Below are 24,532 nucleotides of genomic sequence, written 5' to 3'. Positions count from 1 at the left end.
AAGTCCTGACACCCACATGCTCTGGTGATATTTTCCAAATGGGATGAACCTAAAGGTTTTGCCTGCAGGTAGATAAGCTCCTGATAAGTCATTACTTCGTACAAGCCAAAAGAAATGAGACGACCGAAGCAGTTATTGCTTCAATCGTCTCAAGTATTTCGGCATTTCACCAGTGTCTTGCTAACTGATCCAACTCAGTGTCCAGGCAGAAAAGCTCAGCAATCCGCTGACCACAAACATTGGCCAGTAATTGATTTGTCGGGCCTGAACTGGAGCGTGATCGGCAGCCTCACGGCGAAGCTTCTCATTTAGGACTTCCAGAAAGCTAATTTGAATTTCCGTACTGCTGAGGGATTGCATGAAGGATATCCTTAAGTGACGTATTCCAGAATAGATCGGAGAGAGACTGGCAGGTCCAGCGTTCAAGCAACCGTCTATCCGTTGTCATGAACTGCTAAATGCAGTTGATATATTAAGATCAGTTCTGTCGGCAAATAGCCGAGAGGTGCGCCGATCGTAATAGCGAATTGAGGGAGTTTCGTATCTGACCGCTGCTCAAATTCAACGATTTTTAATGAGTTGTCTGGTCAGTCGAAAGAAAACAATCAATATCTTTTCTATCGGCTTCCTCATTTTAAATTGGCTATTGCATTTTGATCAGAAGCTGGGAGATATCGCGATCCTCAGGCAGATAGGAATACTGCAATCATTATGCCTTCTATTCAGGTTAAAGGGATTCTCCCAAAATTTCCCGAGGTTTGCCTCATGAGCCCTGATTGCAGTACACTCTATCAGTGATGTTAGGTCTTTGTTCATAACGATTTCCCGACCACTGAAATCGATTCTTTCCCGTCAAATCCTGAAAATCGAAACCAATTCATGCAGATTTTCCAATTCACTCATCTCCAGTTCTGTATTTTACTGGGATGTGGAATCTCAATTCTGAGTGGATGCGAATCTCCGCAAACTCCTTCTGATGAAGATGTTACTTCAATGGAAACTCCTGTGGAGAACTCTTCGGCAAAACAGCCAATGCAGCCAGCCACAGATGATTTTGCTCCAGAGGAAGGCTATCGAATATTAACTCTGGCTGATTTCAACAAAGTTGCCGCCGAAGAAGAGACCTGGACTCAAAATGGGACCTCGCTAATCTCTACGGGAGTGCCTAAGGGGTATCTGCAAAGCCACAAAAACTTCAAGAATTTTTCGTTAATATTCGAGTTTCGCTTCCTGCCCAAACCGGGTTTAAGCGAAGAGAAATTGCCTCAAAGCAATACGGGCGTGCTGGTTTATATCGGCCCGGAGCAGAAAATCTGGCCAGAATCAGTGGAAATACAGGGGAAATTCAGCGAATTAGCCTCCATCAAATCCAACGGCGGAATCGCGAATGTCGTAATCGAAGATAATCCCAAGGCTCGAGAGCAAGTTCGTCATCCAGTGGGAGAATGGAACGAAATCGAGGTCATTTCACTTGATGGCACACTGACCTCTTTCTTGAATGGAACCAAAATCTGCAAAAGTGCTCCAGGCGAACGCAGTGAAGGAACTCTCGGCTTCCAGGCGGAAGGGTTTCCTCTGGAATTTCGACGAATTCGGATCGCTGTAAAATAAGCACTTCATATTTTACAAGTTGCCATAGTCGTAAGATGAGTGACCATACTATAATAGACCAAATTAACATATCGCACTCCACACACATACGAACACTAAATACCTCTCGCAATCGATTGACGGTTCTCCATGACTACCACCAGTGAAAGTCGCATAACCATTCTGGCACTATTTCTGATTGTCTTATGCCTCTCAGGCTTGGGATGTGGCTCTGGCTCAACAGCAGACAAAGATAGTGAACCCACCCCTGTAGGAACATCTACGGAACAGGTCGAGGATTTACCCCCCTGGGTTGGTCGGTGGATGCTGGTTATTACCGAACAGACAACAGACTTCCATCCATTCCTGGTCCAAATTGGCGAGTTCAATGGACAGCGGGCCCTACGTGAAGTCGATAAAGCTCCGGGGCCATCGTTTGAATCCTGGAAAATGACCCAAGTGGTCTTTCGCGAAGACGAAATCCTGCTCTCGATCAACATTCGAGAAGGCGTAACCATGAACTTTGTGGGCGAACTGCACGGTGAAGCAGTGCTCGGCGCATTTTTCATGGAGGGAGAACTTGATGTCACTCCTGCCCGACTCGTAAAAACTTCCGCCACGAGCATGAGCGAAATTCAAACCCCAGACAAAACCGAAGGCACCGATGCATTTGAGTCGGCAATCAAAGCGAAAGATAAAATAACTGCATTGCAGACATTTATCAAAGATCATCCCGATCTCCCACTCACAAGTTCGGCATACTACGAGCTGATCAACTCCGCAGTCGCTCAGAATTTACCACTCGAAAAAGTAGAAGAGTTCACGAAGAATTCTATCGATTCGTCAAAACGCTGGGGACCGAATTTGGTCCCGGAAACACTATTTCAAATAGCGACTCTCACAAAATCGTCTCCAGAATATCGATCGATCGCACGTTCTGCTCTCGACCAGATTAAGGAAATCGTTGGCGAGCCTCTTCCGGATAGCTATGCAGAACGGATGGACTTACTGGAAAGTCAGTATCTACTCTCATCAGACTCCGCAGAAGATCAGCAATCGGGCGGTGAAAAACTGCAGACCTTTCTTGTTGACCGACCTTTTGAAATCAATGGGTTAATCGCTCTTGCGACTCATTTTGAGAAAACCAACAAGAAAGAGGAAGCCCTCAAAATTTATAGTAAACTGGCAGTATTACCTGGCTTGAGTCGAATGGTTGGTGCAATTCCTAATCTCGATGGTGATGAGCCTCAAACGGCTTTACAAAAAGTTGAGTCACTTTCTGAAAAGAAGGGGGATGAACTAACTCGCTATTTGGATGAGGCCTATGAAAAAGAGGCGTTCTATTTTGTGGAACCACAAGACCAAAAGCCTACGTTGAAGGAAAATCGAAAAATTCCATTACTGGAATTATTCACCGGTTCGGCTTGTCCTCCATGCGTGGCAGGAGATCTGGCTTTGGGAGGTTTGGAAAAGGAATTCCCGAGTCCCGAAATCATTGCGGTTCGCTATCACCAGCATATCCCGCGACCGGATCCACTCACCAATTCTGACTCCGAAGCTCGATTCAGTTATTATGGTGATGGTGGTACACCTACACTCATCATCAATGGACGACCAGCCAGTTCCGTGGGTGGCTTTGTCTTTCATGCGGAAAATCATTATGAGGAACTGCTCCCCATAGTGGGCAGTCTGATCAATGAACCCTCTTCCGTCGTGATTAACCTGGATGCCACGGCCGAAGGAGACAAAATGAAAATTAAAGTTGAGGTGAGCGGTGTGGCCGAAAGCCGTACCGCCGTCCGACTCCGATTGTTAATTGTCGATCCACTGATTCATTTTGATGCTCCCAACGGAATTCGACTCCACGAAATGGTAGTTCGCGACATGCCAGCAGGAACTAATGGGATTGCCATTAAAGATGGCAAAGCAACTTTCGAGAAAACGGTTTCGATTTCTGAGTTGAAAGCGGAAATCATGGCAGATCTCAACACTTTTCAGAAAAACCGTGGCTACCAGTTTGAGGATGTTCCCAGCGACTTTACCAAACTCAAAGTCGTGGCTTTTGTTCAGGATGATGACTCTCGGCTCGTTTTGCAGTCGACGATTTCCCCTGATCTGGAATTTCAACTAGAATCTGCTCCAGAGTAATTCTGACTTATCTCATTTTCTAAAATATTGCAATTCCGGGTTCCCGGCTCGTTTTGTATCCTCCAGATGACAATTGAAATTTGCCCCTTGAAAACGATATCCGCAAATAGACATTGTCCCACTCATCTTCCATCGCACGAAGGGTCAGGGATGACTTCACCAGTTTCAGCTCGAAATTCTGCACGCTTCCTGCGTGGGTTGATTTCGACATTCACTTATCCGAGAGCATTGCTCGGAAACTACGGATTGCCAAAACTGGCTTTCGATACCCCGGAACGCCGAGAACGTGGACTTACGATTTTACTCCCCGGTATTGAAGGACAGAGTAGTCTTTCGCATTCCGTGGTCAATGGTTTAAGCGATGGCGGGGTGAAAGTCGCGATTGAGATTTTTGACTGGACATTCAACGTCAAGCCTGCAATGTTCAATCTCTGGATGCCGAATCGAAATGCGAGATTAGCCGCTTCGATCGCTGAAAAAATATGCGATTATCAGGATCTGTATCCAGGTCGAGATGTCACATTAGTCGGACATTCCGGTGGGGGAGCCATGATCCCAAAGATTCTGGAAGCCCTTCCCAACGGACGCGAAATCACACGTGCCGTGATGATCGCGCCGGCAATCAGTCCGAGATACGATTTATCTTTTGCTCTGCAGGCAATTTCGGATCGTATTTATCATGTCCGCTCCCCGCTGGATTTGTATTTCCTGGGTTTCGGCACGATGGCTGTCGGTACTTTGGATCGTAAGCACTGTCCTTCAGCTGGTAACCGAGGATTCAGACTTCCTGAAGTAACAGAGACAGAAAAGCATCAACTGTACAGCGACAAATTCCATCAGATTGACTACAGCATCAAAATGTTGAAAGACTGGCATTATGGTGGTCATTTGAGCTGTATGAATCGCGTGTTTGTCGAAAAACACATCGCCCCTTTACTCACTCAAGTTCCCCCTGCAGCCGTTGAAAAAGTTGTGCCAGAGAAGCGGATCCTGCATGAAGTTGCCACTGCTTAATAGGACGAATCAGGCAGACTCGATTTCATTCTTATTGAATTTCACTTCAATGAGCGTGGTCACACCCCGCTTCGATTTGGGATTATACCCCTTGCGAAACTGAAGCCGCCAGACCGCAGCGCCATCAAGTTCGCCGGCTGCGTCAGGTGATGCAGGGATATACGCTTCCATCGTTTCTCCTGGCTTGAGGACGGGGTCATCCTGCATACCTGCAAAGTTCCAGTCACCATATTCTTCGAGATCATACAGAAGAAATGTATTTTTCAGGTCGCCTTTACTGCCAGCTGGGCAGAGAAACTGGTTCGATCGCAACTGAGTTCGATTATTGGAATCGACAATACGTGTGAGCAGAATTTTTCGGTCGAGTGGAGAAAACGATTGATCTTTCGAGACATTTTCGAATTTCACCCACAACTTGAGAACTTGTGGGACCGATTCGCGTTTGCGAGCAGGGTCCCCTGTATAATGCTCAAAACGGAGAGTCCCTTTTTCCACACGCAGTGGTGTCACAATCAGATTGCCATACCGTCGGGATTCTCCAAGTTCGAGTTCGTGTCCCGGGGGTAATGTCGCCGCTTCAGGTACGAGCCGATAAGCAATTTGATCATCCTGCATAGGCGGTTTTAAATCGGGCAGGCTTTCCAGATCGTGCGGCTTTCCAGAGTAAGATTGCATGATGAGATAGGCACAAATCAACGTGACTGCACTTGCATAACTGACCAGAATCGTGAACTGAAGTTTGGGAACAGTCGTGGTTTGCTTCGATTTGCTCGTCTTTGGTTTTTTGACTTTCTGATTATCCGGCTTTGTAACCGGCTTCACTTCCACGACCTCATCCTGATCAACAGAGGCTGCGACTTCCTCTACTTTCGCTGGTGCGATGGTGGCCTCAGGAGTATCAGCGATGGTCTCCTCCAAATCCACTTTCGGTTCTTCCTGAGAAATAACTTCAGTCTCATCCAGGTCTGCAGGGGAACTCTCTTCTTTCTCATCCTCCAATTTGGCAACGTCTTCGGCGGCCTCAATCGTGTCCTCTGTAACTTGTGCCTCTTCCTCAACAGGTGCTTCAGCCGACTCCGCTGGTTTCTCATCAAAGAGCGACTCTCCAGTTGAGGAGTCAGAACCTAATGCAGAAGCAAAGCGAGTTCCGCTGTCTGAATCCTGATAGAGCTGAGGACCGTCCATCCAGCTCAAACTTGTTCCGCTGTCCGAACCCGATTTTTTCTCGGGAGGGGCTTCAGCGGCTTCCACTTCTTCGGAACTTTCATTTACGTCTTCGTCCACAACGTCTTCGTCCGAACTCGATTCCTGATTTTCATTGGACTCTTCGGATTCTTCGACCTCTTTTTTCTGCTCAATCGCGGAATCTGAAGCCTTATTGTCATGCAGGAAACTCAAATCAAAATCGTCATTGGGCATGGCGACTAAACTCCCGGTAACTATTCAAAATGGTATCGTCTGGATTGTTCGAGACAGGTTGATGGCACACTTTATTTTAAATGGCTGAAAAAAGACTGTTTGAAAGAAACTTCAGGTCTCATTTGCACATCAGGTGATCATTATCAGCTTACCCAACCGATGCAGAGATGTCGAATCGTTCTTGCCAATTGAGCGAAATTGACTGACCAAATTCATCGACTAAAGCATGCCCCTGATAGGACCAGTACCCCAACACGGGACAATTCGTCCAGCTCCGCAAGTCTTGCAGATTATGATTCAGAGATTCATCCCGACCAGTCACCAGAGACCTGGGTTGAGTCTCATTCAAGATGATGCCCGCTATTCTTAACCCACGACTCTGAGCCGCTTCGATCGTTAGGAGTGTATGATTGATCGTCCCCAAACCTGCCCGAGCGATAATCAGTATGGGAAACCCAAACTCTTGAGCCAGCGAAGCATTCGTATGCTGATCGGAAACAGGAGAAAGCAGCCCCCCTGCTCCTTCGACGAGCAGATAGTCCACATGAGATTGCCAGTCAGCCAGTCCATCGATCAGCTGCGACTCATTAACAACTCGACTTTCCAACGCTGCTGCTCGCGGCGGGGCGACCGCTGTATGAAATCGCTGAGGACAAATCCGATCACTCGGAAATTCTCTGCCAGTGGCCGAATGCAGTTCCTCTAGATCCGACCAAGTTTGTTGACCCGTTATTGAAAGCACTGAACCCGAGCAAACTGGTTTATATGCTCCAACCGAGCAATCTTCAGCACGTAAGCGACGGATCAATTCGCATGTTATGTAGGTTTTGCCAACATCGGTATCGGTTCCTGTGACAAACAAACCGCGCATGAGCTGTATTACCTGGCAAAAGCCTTTGGACCAGTCTTATCATCAGAGAATAAACTGAGACAATTAAATCTCACATTAAACTGGTTGACTCTTTGTATCAAACCATGCTTCAACTCGATTGATGATCGACCGTCTGCGGAGAAGGGTCCGATTCGTTGTGAGATTGTTCGGCAACAGGCTTTTTAGGGGGATGTCCATGAGGTGTGTACATGGCGACCAGCACAACACCGACAATTACTGCAACCATGCCCACCCAGAGGAGAGGATTGACATGGCTGGCATCTTTCAACTGAATGATCGAGACAATTGCAGTGATAGTAACCGCACCGCCAAACACAATCGGCATCACAAAGAGAGGCTTGCCTCCGCTCAGCATCGCCGAAGTTAAACTCAATGCCCCTAATGCTCCGAGCGTTCCAGCCAGAAAGCCCCAGATCATGGCTGGACTTTGCTCCCCACCAAAAACGTAAACATCCCCTTTAACTTTCATTCCCACTAAGCCACCCGCGCAGGCCCATACCAGATAAGCCACTCCGATAAATACATAAGGCTTAAAAGGGCTCCAGGCACCTGTTGTACTTCTGGCGTTCTGAATTGTCGGACCATACAAACCCCAGCACAAAGCAGTTCCCAAGGCAAACAAAATCGGTAGTAGCAGAAGCTTCATCGAATATCTTTCGTGGCATGAAAAAGGCGGGATTGACTGGCAGTTTATCGCACAAACCAGACATTATGATTTTACTGAATGAATCACGCTCCAGTATTATCTTTCTACAAGCGTAAAGTTCCTCAGGGATTTGTTCAAACCACTCAGAGGATGAACCTGAGAAAATGTCTGCGCAAACTGGAGAATGTTTGCTGCATTCCTCTCTACACCCTGTGACTTCGTTTTGAATCCGATAAAATAAAAAGGTGGAATTCCCTGTTCAAAACGATTGTCATTGAATCCAATTGGCACACAACTAATGCATGATTATTACCTGTCGACCGAAATTGACCATCAGATATTCACTCAGATTTCTGCCCTGGCCGCACAAACGGATCAAAAAAATCTCTGGCCGGTAGATCAGCTTGAGATTTTGAAACAGGCGGGAGTCTTCGCCTGGGATCTTCCCGAGGAATTTGGCGGAACAGCTTGTCAAACGACTCAGTATACAAAGCTGTATCTGGATCTCTCGGTCGCCTGCTTGTCGACCGCGTTTGTCTTATCACAACGAAACGCGGCTGTTCAGCGAATCGCTGCCTGTGAAAACGAGGAACTGAAACAAAAGTATTTACCGAGCCTGGCTGCAGGAAAAATCTGGGCAACCGTCGGGATTTCGCATCTATCGACATCTCGTCAGCATTTGAGTAAGCCTTCCGTCACTGCTGAGGCAACAGACTCTGGATATCTTATCGACGGTTTTGTTCCCTGGGTCACGGGAGTAAACCATACCGATCTCCTCGTCACTGGTGGCACCCTGCCCGATGGTCGTCAATTGTTGACAACGGCCTCTTGCCCTAACAAAAGCATTGCATTTGGGGAAATCGCGGACATGCTTTCTTTGACTTCGTCATCAACAGGAAATTTGAAACTTCAGGGATTACAGATTTCGGCAGATGACGTGATTGCCGGCCCCGTTGAACAGGTGATGAAATCGGGTGGTGGAGGCACCGGATCGCTCACAACCAGTGTCATCACGGCAGGTGTTGCTCGAAGAGCCGTATTGGGATTGGTAGAGGAGGCTGAAAAACGGATCGAACTAAAATCAGAAGCGGACCAGATGCAAGCCGAGTCTCAGCAACTGGTGAACGATCTGTTAATACTGGAAGAGAACCCAAGTTGCGATGATTCGAAATTGACGCCGCAGTCTTTAAGAACACGAGCGAACTCGCTGGTCCTGCGAGCTGCTCAGGCTTACTTAACGGCGACCAAAGGAAGCGGCTTCCTCAAAGGGCACCCAGCGGAACGAACCATTCGCGAAGCAATGTTTTTCCTGGTCTGGTCCTGCCCGGCTGCAGTGGCCCAATCCGCCATGAAAGAATTTGCCTGCTCACCGACTTTTCTTGTTGAGAGTTAATAATCAAGAGAATACAAGCACGAAGCCCAAGCGAGTGTGTCCGATCAATTAAATACACTCGCTTGGGCTTCGTGCTTGTATTATTGTTAACATCCTGAAAATGATCGGCCCCTACCTGTAAGGTCCAACCCAACCGCGCATTTGAACTTCGACGGCTTCGAGTGGTCTGACTGTCAACTTGATGGTTTCTTCATCCTGGATCAGTGTCATTAGATGAGCGTAATCTTCGGGGCGGAATAACGGCAAGCCGTTAACGCGGTCGATGCGGTACATCGAAGAGAGTCCTGCTCGTTCTGCGGCAGAGTCTTTTGTGACTGATTTAATCAGCACGAAACGCTTAAAATCCGCATCGACTTCGATGCCACATTGCTTTTTATCATCCAGTTCAAGTTCCACAATTTTTGACTTAGCATAATCCCGCTGGATATCGAGCGTCAGGCGATCGCCTGGTTGATAAGGTTCAAGGTCGACGGTGAAACTTTTGAAATTTCCGACGAGTTTTCCATCCAGACGAACGATCGTATCCTGAGTCTGCAAACCGGCATACTTCGCCGAAGTTCCTGGCTGAACCGTTTGGATTTTCCAATCGGTCTCTTCACTGTAAGACGTGCTGACTGGCCCTGAAATTCCCATCCGGGCAGAACTCCGATGCTCTACAGCAACCCCCGGCACACCAGCAGCTAAGTCTCTCAATCGCTCGATGGGAATGGGACAGTTGCCAATATGATAGATACCTCTTCGATTTCCCAGTTGCATTTCACTGGTCAGCAGAATTTTTGAAATGTGCTGGAGATCTTCTTCCTGGCCAGTAAAATCTGCGCCGAGATAGACTAACTCTGGTAAGTCTATCGCGAATTGAGTGTTTGAGATGCCCTCAATCGGTTTATTCGCTTTTTCAAAATCAATCACCGCATTCAAGCGAATCAGCCTGCGGGCACTGGCCCGTTCCATAAGAGTTGCGTAAGTCGTTTGGAATTCATCAAGCCGAGGCCCGAACAAATCGAAATCAGCCTGACGAAAGTCTTGAGTCACTTGCTGAACTTTCTTAATCTGTTCGTCGGCCTGAGTCTGAACCAATTTTAATGTGATCTGTTCCAGAACTTTCTCGGCACGCACTTTTCCTTCAATCGATGCCGTTGCTGCATATTTGGGTAATGCCTGTGCGGTTTCAATTCCCCCTTGTTCAAGCAGCTGTTGAGCCTCTGCTCGCGTGTGATAATCATCGGCATCAAGCTTAAGCAGGGCCTGCTGACGTAATTCGCTTGTTAATTCCGGAAGAGCAGGGGCCGGGGGAAGCTCGGCAGTAGCGATCGAACCGCAAAATAGAATTGCGAACAGGAAAGCCACTGGTAGATGGCAAGTTATTTTAACTCTCATGCAGAACCATTCTGACATTTTCGAAACCCTCAGGTAAAAGAGATCTGAATTAAACAGCTGTCGAAGGATCAGGACAAAACCTCTTCCACGACATGGGCTTCTTCCACACCAGTCAATTTAAAATCGAGCCCCTGAAATTTGTAGGTCAATTTGTGATGATCGATCCCGAACAGCCTGAGCATCGTGGCATGAAAATCTCGCACATGCACCGGATTCTCGACAGCATTGTAGCCGAATTCGTCGGTATTTCCGTAGGAAAATCCTGGTTTGATTCCTCCTCCAGCCATAAACATCGAAAATCCCTTGATGTGATGGTCTCGTCCTGACCCTTGAGCCATCGGAGTACGACCAAATTCTCCCGACCAGACAACGAGCGTCTCATCGAGTAAGCCTCGCTCTTTCAGATCGGCGATCAAACCAGCAGTGGCACGATCGACTTCGTCTGCAGTGATTTCCATTGAACGTTTGATGCCGCCGTGATGATCCCATGCCCGATGGTACAACTGCACAAACCGAACACCCTTTTCAATCAGCCTTCGAGCAAGCAGGCAGTTGGATGCATAGGTCCCATCACCTCCCTGGGTGCCGTATTGCTCGAATGTCTGTTTTGTTTCCCCAGTCAAATCCATCAACTCCGGCACGCTCGATTGCATCCGAAATGCCATTTCATATTGCTGGATTCGCGTCGCAATTTCGGGATCGTCGACCACGGAATCGAACTGGCGATTCAGTTGATTGATCGAACCGACAAGACTTTCCTGCTGAGACATTGTCACCCCTTCCGGACGATTCAAATACAAAACCGGAGCCCCGGAAGCATGAAACTGGACTCCCTGATATCGCGACGGTAAAAAGCCGCTATGCCATTGACGGGCGGCAATCGGCTGTGCCTGCCCTCCCTTTCCAACGGATGTTAACACGACATAGCCTGGAAGATTTTCGGTTTCCTGCCCCAGACCATACAGCAACCAGGCTCCCATACTGGGACGGCCCGCGTTTCCACTGCCAGTATTGAACAATGTGTGAGCAGGATCGTGATTGATTTGATCGGTATGCATCGAACGAATGATGCAAAGGTCATCGGCAACCGATCCAATCTGTGGAAACAACTCACTAATCGATTGACCGCTCGCTCCAAACTTTTTGAATTCAAACTGAGGAGCAAAACAGTTGAGTGCTCGACCCTGTAATTGAGCAATCTGCTGCCCCTTTGTCAGCGACTCCGGCATCGGTTCACCGTGCTTAGCACGCAAGGTCGGCTTGTCATCCAGTGTTTCCAGATGCGAAGGTCCTCCCGCCATACACAGGTGAATCATTCGTTTGACACGTTGCGGATAGTGCAAGGTTTTGAGATGGCCAGTCGTCAATTCCCCCGCTAAAGCCGAATTGTTTTCAGCCGCCATCAATGCATGCAATGCAATCCCGCCAATACCTGCCCCGGTATGTTTAATAAAACTCCGACGATTCTGCTTTAAAGCAGCTAATTGCTGAGCTTGATAATCAATCATGATTCTTCCATTCAACTCGGTTGGCGGGGGCTTCTCTTCGAGAGTCCCCGCCCCCGTTCTGTAATTGATTTTTGATTTAGTAATACTTGGTATTCTCAATATCTCGTAATTGTTTCCTGCAGATTTAACAGAATACGTGTCGCAGTCATCCAGGTCGCAATTTCGACTGGGGAAACTCCAGTTGGGACGGGAGCCAAACCGACTTTCACAACCTGAGCGGCGGCATCGGGATGTTGTTCATAATACATCTGTGCTTCGTGAAGTTGAGCCAGCAAGACGGATTGCTCCTCATCGGAAATTGAACGAGCCAGTGCCCGATTCCAGGCCCAGTCCAGTCGCTCGTTTTCTTCAGTGAGCTCTGTTTGCAATATCTTCTGAGCGAACACACGAGCCGCCTCGACATAGGTCGGATCGTTCAACAGAACCAGAGCCTGAATAGGCGTATTGGAACGTTCGCGACGAGCAGTACACTCCTCGCGAGCCGGGGCATCAAATGCAAGCAGGCTTGGATGCAGGAATGTCCGTTGCCAATGAGTATAAACTCCACGTCGATATTGAGCTTCTCCATTCGAGGCCTGATACTTTCGCTTTGGGAAATTCAACTGAGCCCAGTAACCGACTGGTTGATAAGGTTTGACACTCGGCCCGCCTACATCCAGGTCGAGTAACCCACTGATGGCAAGCGCATTATCTCGAATCATCTCGGCATCGAGCCTCCAGCGGGACTGACGTGCATACAACCGATTGAACGGATCCTGCTTTCGCAGCTCTGGAGTCGCCTGTGACTGCTGGCGATACGTTTGCGAGGTGACAATCAATTTGACGAGATGCTTCACATCCCATCCACTTTCAATAAATTCCTGTGCAAGCCAGTCCAACAATTCCGGATGTGAAGGGGACTGCCCCTGTGCTCCCAGATCGTCCACATTAGGAGATAGCCCCTGTCCAAAAAACAACATCCAGATCCGATTGACGAACGTGCGTGCGACCAGAGGGTTCTGGGGATCGACCAACCAGTTTGCCAGATCAAGTCGATTCAAGCGTTCCGACTTTTCCACAGCAGGAGCCAGAAAGACGGGAACGGAAGGAGATACGATCTCGCCTTTATCATTCATCCAGTCCCCCCGTGGCAACACACGCATTTCACGAGGATTTGTTGCTTTCGTCGCGAGTGTTGTCAGAATCGAAGCTTCCAGACGTGTCAGTTCTTTCCGCAATTGATTTACAGAATCACGTTCTGTTTTGAGCAGAGGAGATTGCTCGCGAAAATAAGCCATCAGTTTCTTTTGCGAATCGGCAGAGTTTCGCTCTTCACTTTTCAGGAGTGCAACAATTGAGGCTTCTGGAAACGAGAGTTTGTCATTCAGGTGATCAGATGACGTCACTGACAGCCGAAATTTCCCCAGCGTATGCGAAGTCCCGTGATTTTGTGAGATTTCGACGACAAGTTCCGATTCGCCTTCCGCTGTGAACTGGGCGGGATTCTCGATCACCAGGACAACATGATTGCGTTGCCCTGTTTGCGGAAGAATTGCCCACCCTTTTTGATTTGCGGCCAGATTCTCTGCCGGCAAACCCTGCTGAGAATGCGAGGCAAACGAACGGCTCCATTTCACAGACTTTCCATTGATGGTGGCGTTGATCGAATTCACCACAAAATTTCCATTGCCGGCTCGCCCGGGGCCTTTATTGGGGAGGGAATCATCGGGCAATATCTCCATTTGAAGAGCAGTGATTTTGGAAAGCGACTTCTCAAGCGGTAAAACGATCCGATAAACATCTTTGTCTGGAGATTTTCCTGACACCACAATTGTGCCTTCTTCGACAATATTCAAAGTTGCCCCACCTTGAGAGGTCGCAGATGCTGGTTTGAGAGTCTCCCAGATTTCTGCCTGTTCGAGCGCTTGAATCTGCCAGTTCTCAAAGGCCACTTGCAATTCGGGGGAATCTTTCAGATAAGCCTGCTCGGCTGCTGTAAGTTTGGATTTCAGATTCTCCTGCTGAACTTTCTGCTCTGTTGTCGGCACAGGCAACTGTTCGATATGCCTGGCACCTGAAACAATTCCCAGCTCTTTGATATCTGCAAAAAAGGCGGCAAAACTGTAAAAATCTTTGATGGAATAGGGATCGAATTTGTGATCGTGACATTCCGCACAGCCGACGGTAGTTCCTAACCAGACCGTTCCCAGCGTTCGCACACGATCGGCTGCGTACTTCGCAAGATATTCCTTTGGCTGAACACCCCCTTCGCCGGAAGCACGGTTGAGCCGGTTATAAGTGGATGCTACCTTCTGCTCCAAAGTAGGATTAGGCAATAAATCTCCAGCCAATTGTTCGATCGTAAATTGATCGAACGGCTTATTCTCATTGAAGGCCTGAATCACATAATCTCGATACGGCGAAACCGATCGTTCCTGATCGCCATGATATCCGAGCGAGTCTGCATATCGCACCAGATCGAGCCAGTACATCGCCATCCGCTCCCCGAAGTGTGGAGATGCCAGCAGTTTCTCGACCCATTTCTTATAATCTTCTGCGGTATGCGCTTTCTCAAAAGCATGCACATCAGCCGGGTCAGGTGGTAAACCTGTCAAATCGAAACTCATACGCTTCAGTAGGACTCGAGGTTCCGCCTGACTGGAAAACTGATATCCTTTTTCTTTCAGCCTTATGGCAATGAAGGCATCAATCGGATTCGCGCCCGACTTCTGCTCAGGAGGCGTGACTTCTGCCAGGGGCTGAAATGACCAGTGAGATTCAAAAGTGGCTCCTTCCCGAATCCACTGTCGCAATAACGCGATTTGCTCTGAACTTAATGGTTCACCATGTTCAGCGGGCGGCATGATCAAATCGTGATCTTCGCTGACGATGCGAGCGATCAACTCACTATTCTCCGGATGCTCAGGAGCAATCACCCGATATCCTCCGCGATCTCGGATCACATCCTCGCCAGCATCCAATCGGAGTTCCGCTTCCCGTTTGCTCGCATCCGGGCCATGGCAGGCATAGCAGTTGTCGGAAAGAATCGGCCTGATATCGCGATTGAACTGTAATGGACCGTCCGCCAGAACCTGCTGATGCACTGAAAAGCCCAGAATGACCAGAAGAGTTCTCGAAAGAAATGTCGACAAATCATTGTAGTGGAGATCCAGATCATTCATCGTAAAATTTTCATGGGTTTGAGTAATCGGTAAAAACTCACAGCACAGACATAATTGAATACTTTGATTATAAAAGAACTCAGGCTGAGTTCAAAGTCGGTGGAGTTGAACCTGAAATTGATTTGCCGATATGATTCCTTACTGAGTGATGTGACTAACAGTGATCTATCTACTTTGAATGAACGTGGAAGTTGTCGATGCACAAATATGTAATCATGGGAATGCCCGGCTGTGGTAAGGGAACGCAGTCTGAAATCATGTGCAAGCGTTTCAGCCTGGTCCATATCAGTGTGGGGGACATCCTTCGCTGGAATATCAAAAATCACACAAAACTGGCCGCCCGGATTAAGCGACTGATGAGCACTGGACGACTGATTCCCGATGAATTTGTTGAAAACATCATTCAGCAGCGATTGCAGGAGCACGACTGGAATTACGGATTCATGCTCGATGGTTTCCCCCGTAATGAAGCTCAGGCGGAATTCTTTCTCGAAAGTTACGATATCGATGCCGTCATTTATATCGATGTGCCAGCCCCATTGATTATCGAACGACTTAGTTCAAGACGTGTCTGTGGAAACTGCGGAGCGACTTATAATCTCGTTTCCGCTGCTCCAAAGGTTTCCGGAGTTTGCGATGCTTGTGGCAGCAAAGACTTAATCCGTCGCCCCGATGATAACCCCGATGCCATCCGCGAACGACTGCTTGACTACGAAGAAAAAACACTCCCTGCACTCAACCTGTTCCGCCGCAAAGAACTGGTGATTACCGTGCGTGGCGACCGTCCGATTAACGATGTTCAGGCTGATATTCAACGCGATTTGAATCTGGCCAAATATCGCATTAAGTCGTAATGAAAAAAATCCCCAACAGGAAGCGATCGATCCTGTCGGGAATTAATGATTGATGACCTCAACCCGTAAGGTCGAGGATTTCAAATTACAAGACAGTTGTTATTTTGAACTGCCTTCCATAATTGAGTATCTCAAAATCGCTGCCGCAGGTCGTGTCAGTTTTTCAGCTGGAACCGTAAATACGGAACCACCAGCTCGAAGGGTTTTGACTATCGCCAGATTCATCATCTTCTGCTCACCCCGATTAGGTACGCGATTGGCGTGTGAATCTTTAACAAGTAATGTTTCAACTTGCCCCTGATCCGCTGCCTGGACAATTGAGTCGAGATCATCAATCCCCTGCCCTTCTGGTCCGGCAGCCTGAAACCGTTCCAATGCAGAATTTCGTTTAGTAGCGAAAAACGGTTCGACGATTGGCCAGGATTTACTATGCAGCTGATCCGCATCAAGATGATCGGGGTTTCCGATTACTGCATCTTCTAACAGAGTGTTGTATTCACAGGCTTCTTTGAAAATCGGGAACAGGTAATCAACACCTGCGAAAACCAGCGGTCTTCGTTCATTGCCCAGATAGGAACTTAAGGCTCGATTGATGTGACGAAAATATTGCAGAATTTCGTCCTGCTTTTTGACATCGAGATCACTTCCGCCATGCCCATGGAACATAGCCGCAGTTCCATTTGCAGAGGTACTGTGCTGCTGCAGACTGCTGACATATTCATCAATGTTCAGAGCCGAGCGTAAATTTTCTGGTAAAGCCTCAGGGTGGAGTTCCACGATGCTGGTTTTCGTTCCCTGAAACAGACGCACCTGATTCTGACTGACCCCCAGCAGATAGTATTGTCCGTCGTCCTGCAGCAATTCGCAGAGAGGTCTCAGAGTAAAGAATTCTTCACAGGTACAAATGGATGGAACGGAGACAGGGATTCGCCATCGATGAATATTTACACCATCAAGAAAAACAGCCAGACCATCACTCTGATGCTGCCACCAGTCATCGTCCTTCTCCCAGGTATGCAATTCTTTAAGTTGCTTGTTGAATTTTTCTCCTGCAGAACCAGCGTCTTGAATTTTCCCTTCGACCTCACCCAGGATATTTTTGAATCGAATACGATTCTGCAAGACTTCCCGACCTGCGCGTTCTGTGGGAATATACAGACTGATTAAAGCATGGCCTTCTTGCTCAGCAAGGTCTATTAAATCATTTTTGGTAAAGTTATCCATTGCTTTCATCTCCTTAGATTCCTGAGATTTCAAGTTCTCGTCGCAGCATCACGTACGATTCTTCAAAATCTGGCATCAATTAGTGTTGAGCGAATCCATGAAACGGCTGATTGAAATTGATAATCACACAAACGGTTCAATAAATAGAAACGCATCCATGAAAAAAAATAAGCAATCACTGTACCATTTCCGTCGAATCCTGTGATACAGACCGAATCTGTGAATTGTCTGCCCCTGTCGGTTGCTAAGCCTGCAACCTGGTCAATCAGGCACCTGCTTATTCCAGAATACATTTCAGTTTACTTGGGAAATGGCGTGTAAAATTAGAAGGGTATTTGAATGGAAAGTTAAAAAACAGCTTGTCCAATTCTGAGTAGTTTCGATTCCGTTGACCGTTTATTCAGTGTTTCAATTTCGGAATCATTTGACCAATTCTCAGCGGATTGCCATGATTATTCATGCAGGCCAAGTCCAAACGATTTCACCAATTCCAACCTGCTCATTCGAGCCGTGTTGATTTAGAAGGTCCTCATGAAAATTCCATCTATAACCAAATGGCTCGTTGCGTTATCAATCGTGTTGAATGTCCTGTGTTTATCCGCTGCAAATGCCCAGTCGACTTCAGAAGAAAATTCACGCTTACAAAAATGGTTGGAACGTTTTCCGCAAGCTGATGCCGATCGGGATGGAATACTCACGCTGGAGGAAGCACGAGCGTTTCGGGATGAGTTGCAAAAAACTCGCACCGAAAAAGCAGTGGCAGCTCTCCCCCCCACTTATCGAAATGTGGCCTATGGTCCCAATGTGCGGAATCAGTTGGACTTGTGGCTGGCAGAAAGCGATGAACCGACGCCTTTAATTATTTACATCCATGGCGGTGGCTTTGTCGCAGGCAGCAAGGAAAAAATTTCTCCCGAAATTATTCGAGAGGCCCTCAAGCGTGGTTTTTCGGTTGCCTCGATCAACTATCGCTTCGTCACCCAGGCGATGTTTCCTGCTCCACAGCAAGATGGAGCCCGAGCTGTTCAGTTTTTGAAGCATAATGCAGAAAAGTTTAATCTTAATCCTAAGCAATTCGCAGTTTATGGAGGCTCAGCCGGAGCCGGGATTTCGATGTGGATCGGCTATCACGACGACCTGGCCAATTCCAGCAAGAAAGATCCGATTTTGAGAGAATCGTCTCGAGTGGTCGCCGTCGGATCTATCGGCGGACAATCGAGTTACGATCCCTTCGTGATCCGGGAATGGATTGGCGGACAGGCACATGCTCATCCATCAATAATTCTCTGCTATCGAGTGATCTCAATGGAACAACTCTCAAATCCAAAGCTGCAGCCACTCTTTGATGAAGTTTCCGCGATCAAACATGTGACCAGCGACGATCCTCCCACCTTCATGTTTTATGGCGAAGCGGACGAACCCTTGCCGCCAAACCCCAAACCGGGACAGGGCATTCATCACCCGATCTTCGGCCACAAGCTGAAGGAAAAGCTGGACGAATCTGGCATTAAGTCTGAATACCGACATGCCTCCACCGATGGTCGAGATATGGTCAAACCTATGCTCGATTTCTTTGAAGAGCAATTTCTGGCAGTAGAACAGTAAGACAATGGCTTGCCCCCTTACTTACTCGCAACATAATTCCTGGATGAGCTTGCAATTAAGATTCGTTCCTTTTTCGAGTTGGTCGATTGCGATCCATTCATCATCGGTGTGAGCCTGCACAATATCTCCGGGGCCGCAGATGAGCATGCGTTTCAGTTCTCCAAACATCGCGGCATCACTGGCATAGCTGACGGTTTTGGCATTGGCCTGTCCTGCAAATTTCAGCATTTGCTGAATGTGAGGAGCGTCAGCAGGAACAAAAAACGGACCAGCAGCATGATCGACCTCCAGGATTAAGCCATGCTCGTCCGCAGCTGCTCGAACTCGGTCCATCAGTTTTTCGATTGGCTGATCGGGCATCGGACGAAAACTGACCGTACATAAACTCCGTTCTGGAGCGATGTTTGAAGCATAGGTGAAATCGTTAATCCCAATATTCCAACTGATCAGGGGCGGAGTGAATGCCACGTGAGACCAGACCGGATCGGTCAAAGTCTCCTGATAGATTTCATACATGACGTTCAGGAAGGGAATCATCTTCACATTGGCATTGATCGCTTCCAGTGTGCTCGAATGCCCTGCTTTTCCGTGTGAGATCGCCCGAAAAACATAAATTCCTTTATGGGCATGCACAACGTTCAGGAGTGTTGGTTCACCAATGATGGTGAGTGGTTGCTGTTCGACCAGTTGACGAAAGATAGTGGAGTTTTTCGCGACATGTTCTGCTCCAACGAAGCCAAGCTCTTCATCTGCAGTCACAATCACCGATAGCGGAGCTTGCAGATCCTGTTCAACATATTTTTCCGTTGCTGCCAGAAAGCAGGCCAGAGATCCCTTCATATCACAACTGCCGCGGGCATATATCCGGTCGGCTGTCTGGCGAAATTCGAATGGCCCTGCTTCTGAATAACTCCAGGAATCGACCGGGACGACATCAGAATGTGCACAGTAAAGCAATCCTCCAGAACCACTTCCTCGTGTCGCGACTAAGGAGACCTTCTCGATACTATTGCCATCGAGATAAGTCTGCTCCTCAACCTGAAAGCCCTGATTCTGCAATAATTTCCCGATCACATCACTGACAGGACGATTGGAATCCACGCTGACTGATGGAATACTAACCATTTCCCTCAAAATACCTATTGCCCTACTCAACATCTCCCAGCCTACCTGTTCTATTTATACTCCAGTGATAAATTCGGCACAGACGGAATAATCGTCATGATTTTACATCCGAGCGGTAAATTTGCGCAAGTCAATCACCCCCTATAACCGATACCACTGATAAGACCGGACTATTTCCGGACGCTGCGCGCATTGCCGCGAATGGGGGCGTCCAGAACTTGTTCGATTATGACAAAGCAATCGTACTCACTCCAGTGTGGCGTCTGACAGATGAATGACACAATTAACTACAGCTGGTCGAAACGCGTGCTCGGGCATTCTCGCCTGTTGTTAATCGTGTGGCTCGGCTTGGCTTACTTGCCTCCCGCTCACGCTCAGCAACCACCTGGTGTGGTGCAGGCGATAGGCGAATATCCTGACGGATATGATCCAAGGGGAGGGGTTCAGCAGGTACAGCTTCCGCAACAAAGGCAGTATTACGAATATCTCCCGCCTAAGCGAGGTTGGGATGATTACAGGGAATCCTCGCTCGATCGTCTGCTCAAGCAGACGGCTCAGCAAACTTACGGAAAATTCGAATATTTAAACTGGGCCATTTCCGATCCCAGCCACAGTATCATTGGTGCTCCTGGAAAACGTTTAAATGAAGGGCTTGGATTCAGCGAGCCTGCATATATAGATGCTTTCCGAGCCTCTCAGCTTGTTGGCTTCGATGCACTTTACCCAATTCGAAATCCAAACCTTTATCCGGTGCCCGGAAACAAGGTCCTGATTCAAGTCTGGGAAACCAATGAATTTGAACTGAGTGAAGCCATTGGAGGAGATGACCTTCAAATGGGAACCATTGGCGTCAACGATTATAAAAACGATGTCGATGTCTTTCCCCGACTGACCAACGAACAGAAAATTAATTTCTTTACTGGCGTGGATGATGCGAATCTGCTGGTTCCCTCAACAGGAACTCCTACAGATCCAGCTCAGGTTGCCGTATTGACTGTCGGACAGTTGGCTAACAGCCAGGAACTTCAGCTCGATAATAACAATGGCTTCCGTGGAGTCGTTGGGGTCAATACAACATTCGGAGCCTTGGAAACAAGCTTCTTCTCACTTGATCGAGCCAAATCGGGTCTGGAATTCGTCCCACTGCCTAACTTTCTCCTGGGGACTCCCGGAGCGGTCGTCGCGGCTGGTTTGGCAGATCCGATGGTTATTCCCGTTTTAGTAAACGGTCAAATGGCTCCTGATGTTTTCGATTCTGCAGGGAACCTTGTCACCGACAGCAACAACTACTTCCTGATCTTCAATGACTCCTACAAATTAATGTATGAATCAGAAGCCTGGGGATTCTCTCCGAATGTCTTATGGACATTCCGCGAACGCCCCGATCGATACAAAATTTCCACAATGCTCGGTTTTCAGTATTTCGATTTCCGAGAACAGATGCGACAACAGGGTCGGTTTACTCAGACCCCAACCGATCCGTTTAATCCGTTTTATGTTTATGACAACGAATTGCAGGACAACAACGCAGGCACAGATGACAGCCTGACTTCAACAATCGATTCTGTCACAGAAAACCGTGTCATGGGGCCGACTGTTGGGATTCGAACTGAAGTGGGTGATGAACGGCTTTCATTCGGGCTGGACACCAAACTGATGCTCGGTGTGAATTCCTACGAAGCGGAAGTAGGTGTCGATGATCTTCTGTTTGTCGGCGATGACAATTTCACTTCCATAGGGACTACCGATTTTACTGCAGGTTTCGATATGGTGCTCGATGCCAAGATTAAACTCGTCGATCACGTCACGATGACCGTCGGTTACAACTTTATGTGGTTTTCTGCCATCACACGTCCGAAGGACAATATCAACTACAATGTGATTGCAACGCCAACAGGGACCGTGGTGACTGCGGGAACGGTTAATCCCGGCCCCGACTTTACTTACCAGAACGATGTGACAGTGATCAAAGAAACAACCACACTGAGCCTGAGCGGACTTTCCGTTGGTGTGTTAATCGACTGGTAAGGACTTCAATCCCGGCCAGTGATCATGCGGCTGATCGTTTTGAATTCGGGATGGTCAGCCGATTCACAACATTCGAGCAGAATCGACTCGACGGTTGTTAACGTCATGCCGGCATTCGACATTCGCGTGATTGCGACATCACAATCGAGTTGATTCCGACTTCCGATCGCATCCACTGGCAGAATGACTTCGTAGCCAAGCGATTGCAGGTCGTAAGCGGTCTGCAAAATGCAGACATGGGCTTCAATGCCGGTGAGTATCACCCGGAATCTGCCATCATTTCGCTCGCCCGCTGCGGGAAGTCCGAGCGATTCCACACTGCTGAACCGCTTTTTCGCTACCGTTGATTCGATGAAATCTGAAATCGATTCCACTGTCTCCCCCAGTCCCTGAGGGTATTGCTCTGTCGCAATGATGGGTATTCCCATTACCTGAGCACTTCGCAGTAGCAGACGGCATCGTGACAGCAATATTTCAGATTGTGGAATTGCACCCGTCAGTTTTTCCTGAAGATCGACTACGATCACCAGACATTGCGATGCATCAGCCAGTTGAGAATTGCGGAGATAAGGCATAGGTATGGTTGAGGGTTTATGGCTGAGAGTTGAGGGTTATTGATAGTGATACTGTAACAACGTGCTCGAACAATCAACAATCAACCTTCAACAATCAACAATCAACCTTCAACCTTCAACCTTCAACCTTCAACCTTCAAGTTCGATATAACGAAGGCACGCGTGGTCGTTTGGATTCGTTCGCATCCCAGGTATGATGATCGTCTTCCGAGGCCCAGGGAAGAGGCTGATCGTGAGGAATCTCTTCAGAAGGCCCTGAATGCAGGAAGAAGTTTTCTCCATCTTTGGTGGCAAAAAACCTCTGAAACCAGAGCATTTTCTGAACATGCTCGTTTGGTGAGAGCAGATGGATTTCGATACCACGATCGAAGCAATCGAGCAACATTCCAAAGAACCCACTGGGAACATACTTCACAGGATGCATTGCAAAGGAAATTGACTCTCGCTTTTCCATCTCCACTTGACGATTGACCGTCTCGCGAAGCAATGCCAGATCGGCACCATCCCAAATTTCAATTGGCCCCATGTCCAGGACAATTGTGTTTCCATCTTCGTGAAGACTGATCCGTTGTCGTTTTTTGCGTGGCATACCACTTTCCCATTCTGCAGCGTGTTTTGAACAAGTGTCAGACAAGACCAAAACGAAAATGCAACAGATGGGCCAAGTGGTGTCGCCTCAAGGCAACGCATGTAAAACACGCGACCTAAGTACATGAAATATAATGAGTTAAGAATCCTTTCTCATTTCTTAAGAATCTGAAAAGCTATTTAATGATGTTGTGTTCTGACAACATGAACACCCCCAATTGTGGAGCGTTAGCAACACAGACAACAGACATGATGCTTTGGCACAGCAGGGAAATTTGCTGAAAAGAACTTAATTATTGTTGCAACCAGTCAGGTATGAGTTCGTAATCGACAATGACGACACGATGGTCACTGGATTCACTGTCGACTGTATGACAGCGAACAGGTTTCATTCGCGGTGTCGTCCAAAGTTGATCGATTCGCACAACAGGGTATTTGCTCGGGAAAGAGCATCCCCAGCCCACCCCGGCTTCCTGAAAGGATTCTCTCATGAAAGCCGGCAATCTTTCAAAAATGTGATCGCCAGCGGTCGCATTGAAGTCCCCTCCGATGATCACATTGTCTGAAACATTGAAATCCGGGAGAGAATCCATGATCGCATTGAATTGCTCTTTCTGAGCGATTCGATGTTGTGTGTAGGACTGCCAGCAATCGCTCTGCCAAAGTTCATACCGAAAAGGTGGGGAATAAAGATGTACCGGAACTAACAGAATTGACTCTGCGCCATTCTGAGTGGGAATTGATGTTCTCGCAGCCATGCAATAGTTTTGATAATTATTATCCAGCGAAATCTGCGTCAAAGGATATCTGGACAGAATCGAGAGATCACTGCCTCTCAACGAAAATCCGGCATCTCCAAACAGATGGATTCGCGCCTCTTCGAGTTCGATGGTCTTGAGAGTTTCCTGAATCAGCACAATGTCCGGATCGTACTTTTTCAGTGCCAGCAGTGACGAGGGGAGATGATGACAATTGTGGGAAATAATTCGCAGAGACTGATCGCCAGATAGCCGAACGGTTGGTGGAGCATTATGTATAATTTCCCGGAGGAATGCTGTCGGGGTATCGGAAGCAATATAAGTCACCAACAGCAATGGGAATGTAACGAGCAGATATCGACGCCCGGAAAACAAGCCGATCATCAGCACAATAAGTACAGGTGGAGCCGTCCATACCCAGACAGGAAAGACAGTCAATGCCAGCCATGCATCGGGACGCAATCCGTACGGGATGCTCACTGCAATGGAATAACTGATTGAAAGAATCATTGCAGTCCAGAAAAACCACCTGACGGGTTTCCGGACAAGTTCCTTCAATTGAGGGTCAGCAGATTCTTCCATGAACTCTAGCTCTGAGAAATAGAATGCAAGCACGAAGACTACCAA

Annotated in this window: 19 protein-coding genes; 7 read left to right on the top strand and 12 right to left on the bottom strand. The window is 47.9% G+C overall.

The genetic code is table 11. The annotated features are described in order from the left end of the window. Nucleotides 1–180 precede the first annotated feature (180 nt). Complete coding sequence (locus Pan54_RS04110) at nucleotides 181–360, bottom strand: hypothetical protein (RefSeq protein WP_146502299.1); 180 nt, start codon at nucleotides 358–360, stop codon at nucleotides 181–183. 519 nt (nucleotides 361–879) lie between these two features. On the opposite strand from Pan54_RS04110, the gene Pan54_RS04105 reads away from it, so the two are divergent. From Pan54_RS04105 to Pan54_RS04095, 3 genes are all read left to right on the top strand, one after another. Continuing rightward, nucleotides 880–1,611, top strand: coding sequence for a 3-keto-disaccharide hydrolase (locus Pan54_RS04105; RefSeq protein WP_146502298.1), 732 nt, complete (start codon nucleotides 880–882; stop codon nucleotides 1,609–1,611). 129 nt (nucleotides 1,612–1,740) lie between these two features. Next, complete coding sequence (locus Pan54_RS04100; RefSeq protein WP_146502297.1) at nucleotides 1,741–3,738, top strand: hypothetical protein; 1,998 nt, start codon at nucleotides 1,741–1,743, stop codon at nucleotides 3,736–3,738. Between the two features lie 150 nt (nucleotides 3,739–3,888). Continuing rightward, nucleotides 3,889–4,752 (top strand): hypothetical protein, encoded by an 864-nt coding sequence (locus tag Pan54_RS04095; RefSeq protein ID WP_146502296.1) that lies wholly within the window; start codon nucleotides 3,889–3,891, stop codon nucleotides 4,750–4,752. A 9-nt stretch (nucleotides 4,753–4,761) separates the two neighbouring features. Here Pan54_RS04095 and Pan54_RS04090 read toward each other — a convergent pair whose 3' ends face one another. From Pan54_RS04090 to Pan54_RS04080, 3 genes are all read right to left on the bottom strand, one after another. Beyond that, nucleotides 4,762–6,171, bottom strand: coding sequence for a hypothetical protein (locus Pan54_RS04090; protein ID WP_146502295.1), 1,410 nt, complete (start codon nucleotides 6,169–6,171; stop codon nucleotides 4,762–4,764). Nucleotides 6,172–6,319: 148 nt separating this feature from the next. Beyond that, the gene (gene bioD, locus Pan54_RS04085) at nucleotides 6,320–7,042 is read right to left on the bottom strand and encodes a dethiobiotin synthase (protein ID WP_146502294.1); all 723 of its coding nucleotides are present in this window, start codon (nucleotides 7,040–7,042) and stop codon (nucleotides 6,320–6,322) included. A gap of 109 nt (nucleotides 7,043–7,151) precedes the next feature. Next, nucleotides 7,152–7,709, bottom strand: coding sequence for a hypothetical protein (locus Pan54_RS04080; RefSeq protein ID WP_146502293.1), 558 nt, complete (start codon nucleotides 7,707–7,709; stop codon nucleotides 7,152–7,154). A 298-nt stretch (nucleotides 7,710–8,007) separates the two neighbouring features. Between Pan54_RS04080 and Pan54_RS04075 the strand changes: the two genes are divergently transcribed. Beyond that, complete coding sequence (locus Pan54_RS04075) at nucleotides 8,008–9,102, top strand: acyl-CoA dehydrogenase family protein (RefSeq protein WP_146502292.1); 1,095 nt, start codon at nucleotides 8,008–8,010, stop codon at nucleotides 9,100–9,102. Nucleotides 9,103–9,213: 111 nt separating this feature from the next. Here Pan54_RS04075 and Pan54_RS04070 read toward each other — a convergent pair whose 3' ends face one another. The 3 genes from Pan54_RS04070 to Pan54_RS04060 all read right to left on the bottom strand — a co-directional run bounded on the left by Pan54_RS04070 (nucleotide 9,214) and on the right by Pan54_RS04060 (nucleotide 15,148). Further along, nucleotides 9,214–10,479, bottom strand: a complete 1,266-nt coding sequence (locus Pan54_RS04070) for a PDZ domain-containing protein (protein WP_165441571.1) — start codon at nucleotides 10,477–10,479, stop codon at nucleotides 9,214–9,216. Nucleotides 10,480–10,547: 68 nt separating this feature from the next. After that, nucleotides 10,548–11,987 (bottom strand): DUF1501 domain-containing protein, encoded by a 1,440-nt coding sequence (locus Pan54_RS04065; RefSeq protein WP_146502290.1) that lies wholly within the window; start codon nucleotides 11,985–11,987, stop codon nucleotides 10,548–10,550. A 95-nt stretch (nucleotides 11,988–12,082) separates the two neighbouring features. Further along, nucleotides 12,083–15,148, bottom strand: a complete 3,066-nt coding sequence (locus tag Pan54_RS04060) for a PSD1 and planctomycete cytochrome C domain-containing protein (protein WP_146502289.1) — start codon at nucleotides 15,146–15,148, stop codon at nucleotides 12,083–12,085. Nucleotides 15,149–15,345: 197 nt separating this feature from the next. On the opposite strand from Pan54_RS04060, the gene Pan54_RS04055 reads away from it, so the two are divergent. Then, nucleotides 15,346–16,002, top strand: coding sequence for an adenylate kinase family protein (locus tag Pan54_RS04055; RefSeq protein ID WP_146502288.1), 657 nt, complete (start codon nucleotides 15,346–15,348; stop codon nucleotides 16,000–16,002). Between the two features lie 99 nt (nucleotides 16,003–16,101). On the opposite strand, the gene Pan54_RS04050 is transcribed toward Pan54_RS04055, so the two are convergent. Continuing rightward, the gene (locus Pan54_RS04050; protein WP_146502287.1) at nucleotides 16,102–17,226 is read right to left on the bottom strand and encodes a baeRF7 domain-containing protein; all 1,125 of its coding nucleotides are present in this window, start codon (nucleotides 17,224–17,226) and stop codon (nucleotides 16,102–16,104) included. A gap of 531 nt (nucleotides 17,227–17,757) precedes the next feature. On the opposite strand from Pan54_RS04050, the gene Pan54_RS04045 reads away from it, so the two are divergent. Further along, entirely contained in the window at nucleotides 17,758–18,831 is a 1,074-nt protein-coding gene (locus tag Pan54_RS04045) for an alpha/beta hydrolase (protein WP_146502286.1), read from the top strand. 21 nt (nucleotides 18,832–18,852) lie between these two features. On the opposite strand, the gene Pan54_RS04040 is transcribed toward Pan54_RS04045, so the two are convergent. Next, on the bottom strand, nucleotides 18,853–19,956 hold the full coding sequence (locus tag Pan54_RS04040) for a M20/M25/M40 family metallo-hydrolase (RefSeq protein ID WP_146502285.1): 1,104 nt from the start codon (nucleotides 19,954–19,956) through the stop codon (nucleotides 18,853–18,855). A gap of 270 nt (nucleotides 19,957–20,226) precedes the next feature. Here Pan54_RS04040 and Pan54_RS04035 point away from each other — a divergent pair, with 270 nt between their 5' ends. Next, nucleotides 20,227–21,984 carry a BBP7 family outer membrane beta-barrel protein gene (locus Pan54_RS04035; RefSeq protein WP_146502284.1) on the top strand — a complete coding sequence of 586 codons (1,758 nt, stop codon included), beginning with the start codon at nucleotides 20,227–20,229 and terminating at the stop codon, nucleotides 21,982–21,984. A 5-nt stretch (nucleotides 21,985–21,989) separates the two neighbouring features. On the opposite strand, the gene Pan54_RS04030 is transcribed toward Pan54_RS04035, so the two are convergent. The 3 genes from Pan54_RS04030 to Pan54_RS04020 all read right to left on the bottom strand — a co-directional run bounded on the left by Pan54_RS04030 (nucleotide 21,990) and on the right by Pan54_RS04020 (nucleotide 24,415). Further along, the gene (locus Pan54_RS04030) at nucleotides 21,990–22,559 is read right to left on the bottom strand and encodes an isochorismatase family protein (protein WP_146502283.1); all 570 of its coding nucleotides are present in this window, start codon (nucleotides 22,557–22,559) and stop codon (nucleotides 21,990–21,992) included. A 136-nt stretch (nucleotides 22,560–22,695) separates the two neighbouring features. Next, nucleotides 22,696–23,148 carry a hypothetical protein gene (locus Pan54_RS04025; RefSeq protein ID WP_146502282.1) on the bottom strand — a complete coding sequence of 151 codons (453 nt, stop codon included), beginning with the start codon at nucleotides 23,146–23,148 and terminating at the stop codon, nucleotides 22,696–22,698. A 292-nt stretch (nucleotides 23,149–23,440) separates the two neighbouring features. Next, complete coding sequence (locus Pan54_RS04020; RefSeq protein ID WP_165441570.1) at nucleotides 23,441–24,415, bottom strand: endonuclease/exonuclease/phosphatase family protein; 975 nt, start codon at nucleotides 24,413–24,415, stop codon at nucleotides 23,441–23,443. Nucleotides 24,416–24,532 lie beyond the last annotated feature (117 nt).

The organism is Rubinisphaera italica (assembly GCF_007859715.1).
GTDB classification, from domain to species: Bacteria; Planctomycetota; Planctomycetia; order Planctomycetales; family Planctomycetaceae; genus Rubinisphaera; species Rubinisphaera italica.
This window is presented reverse-complemented; position numbering and strand designations above follow the sequence as displayed.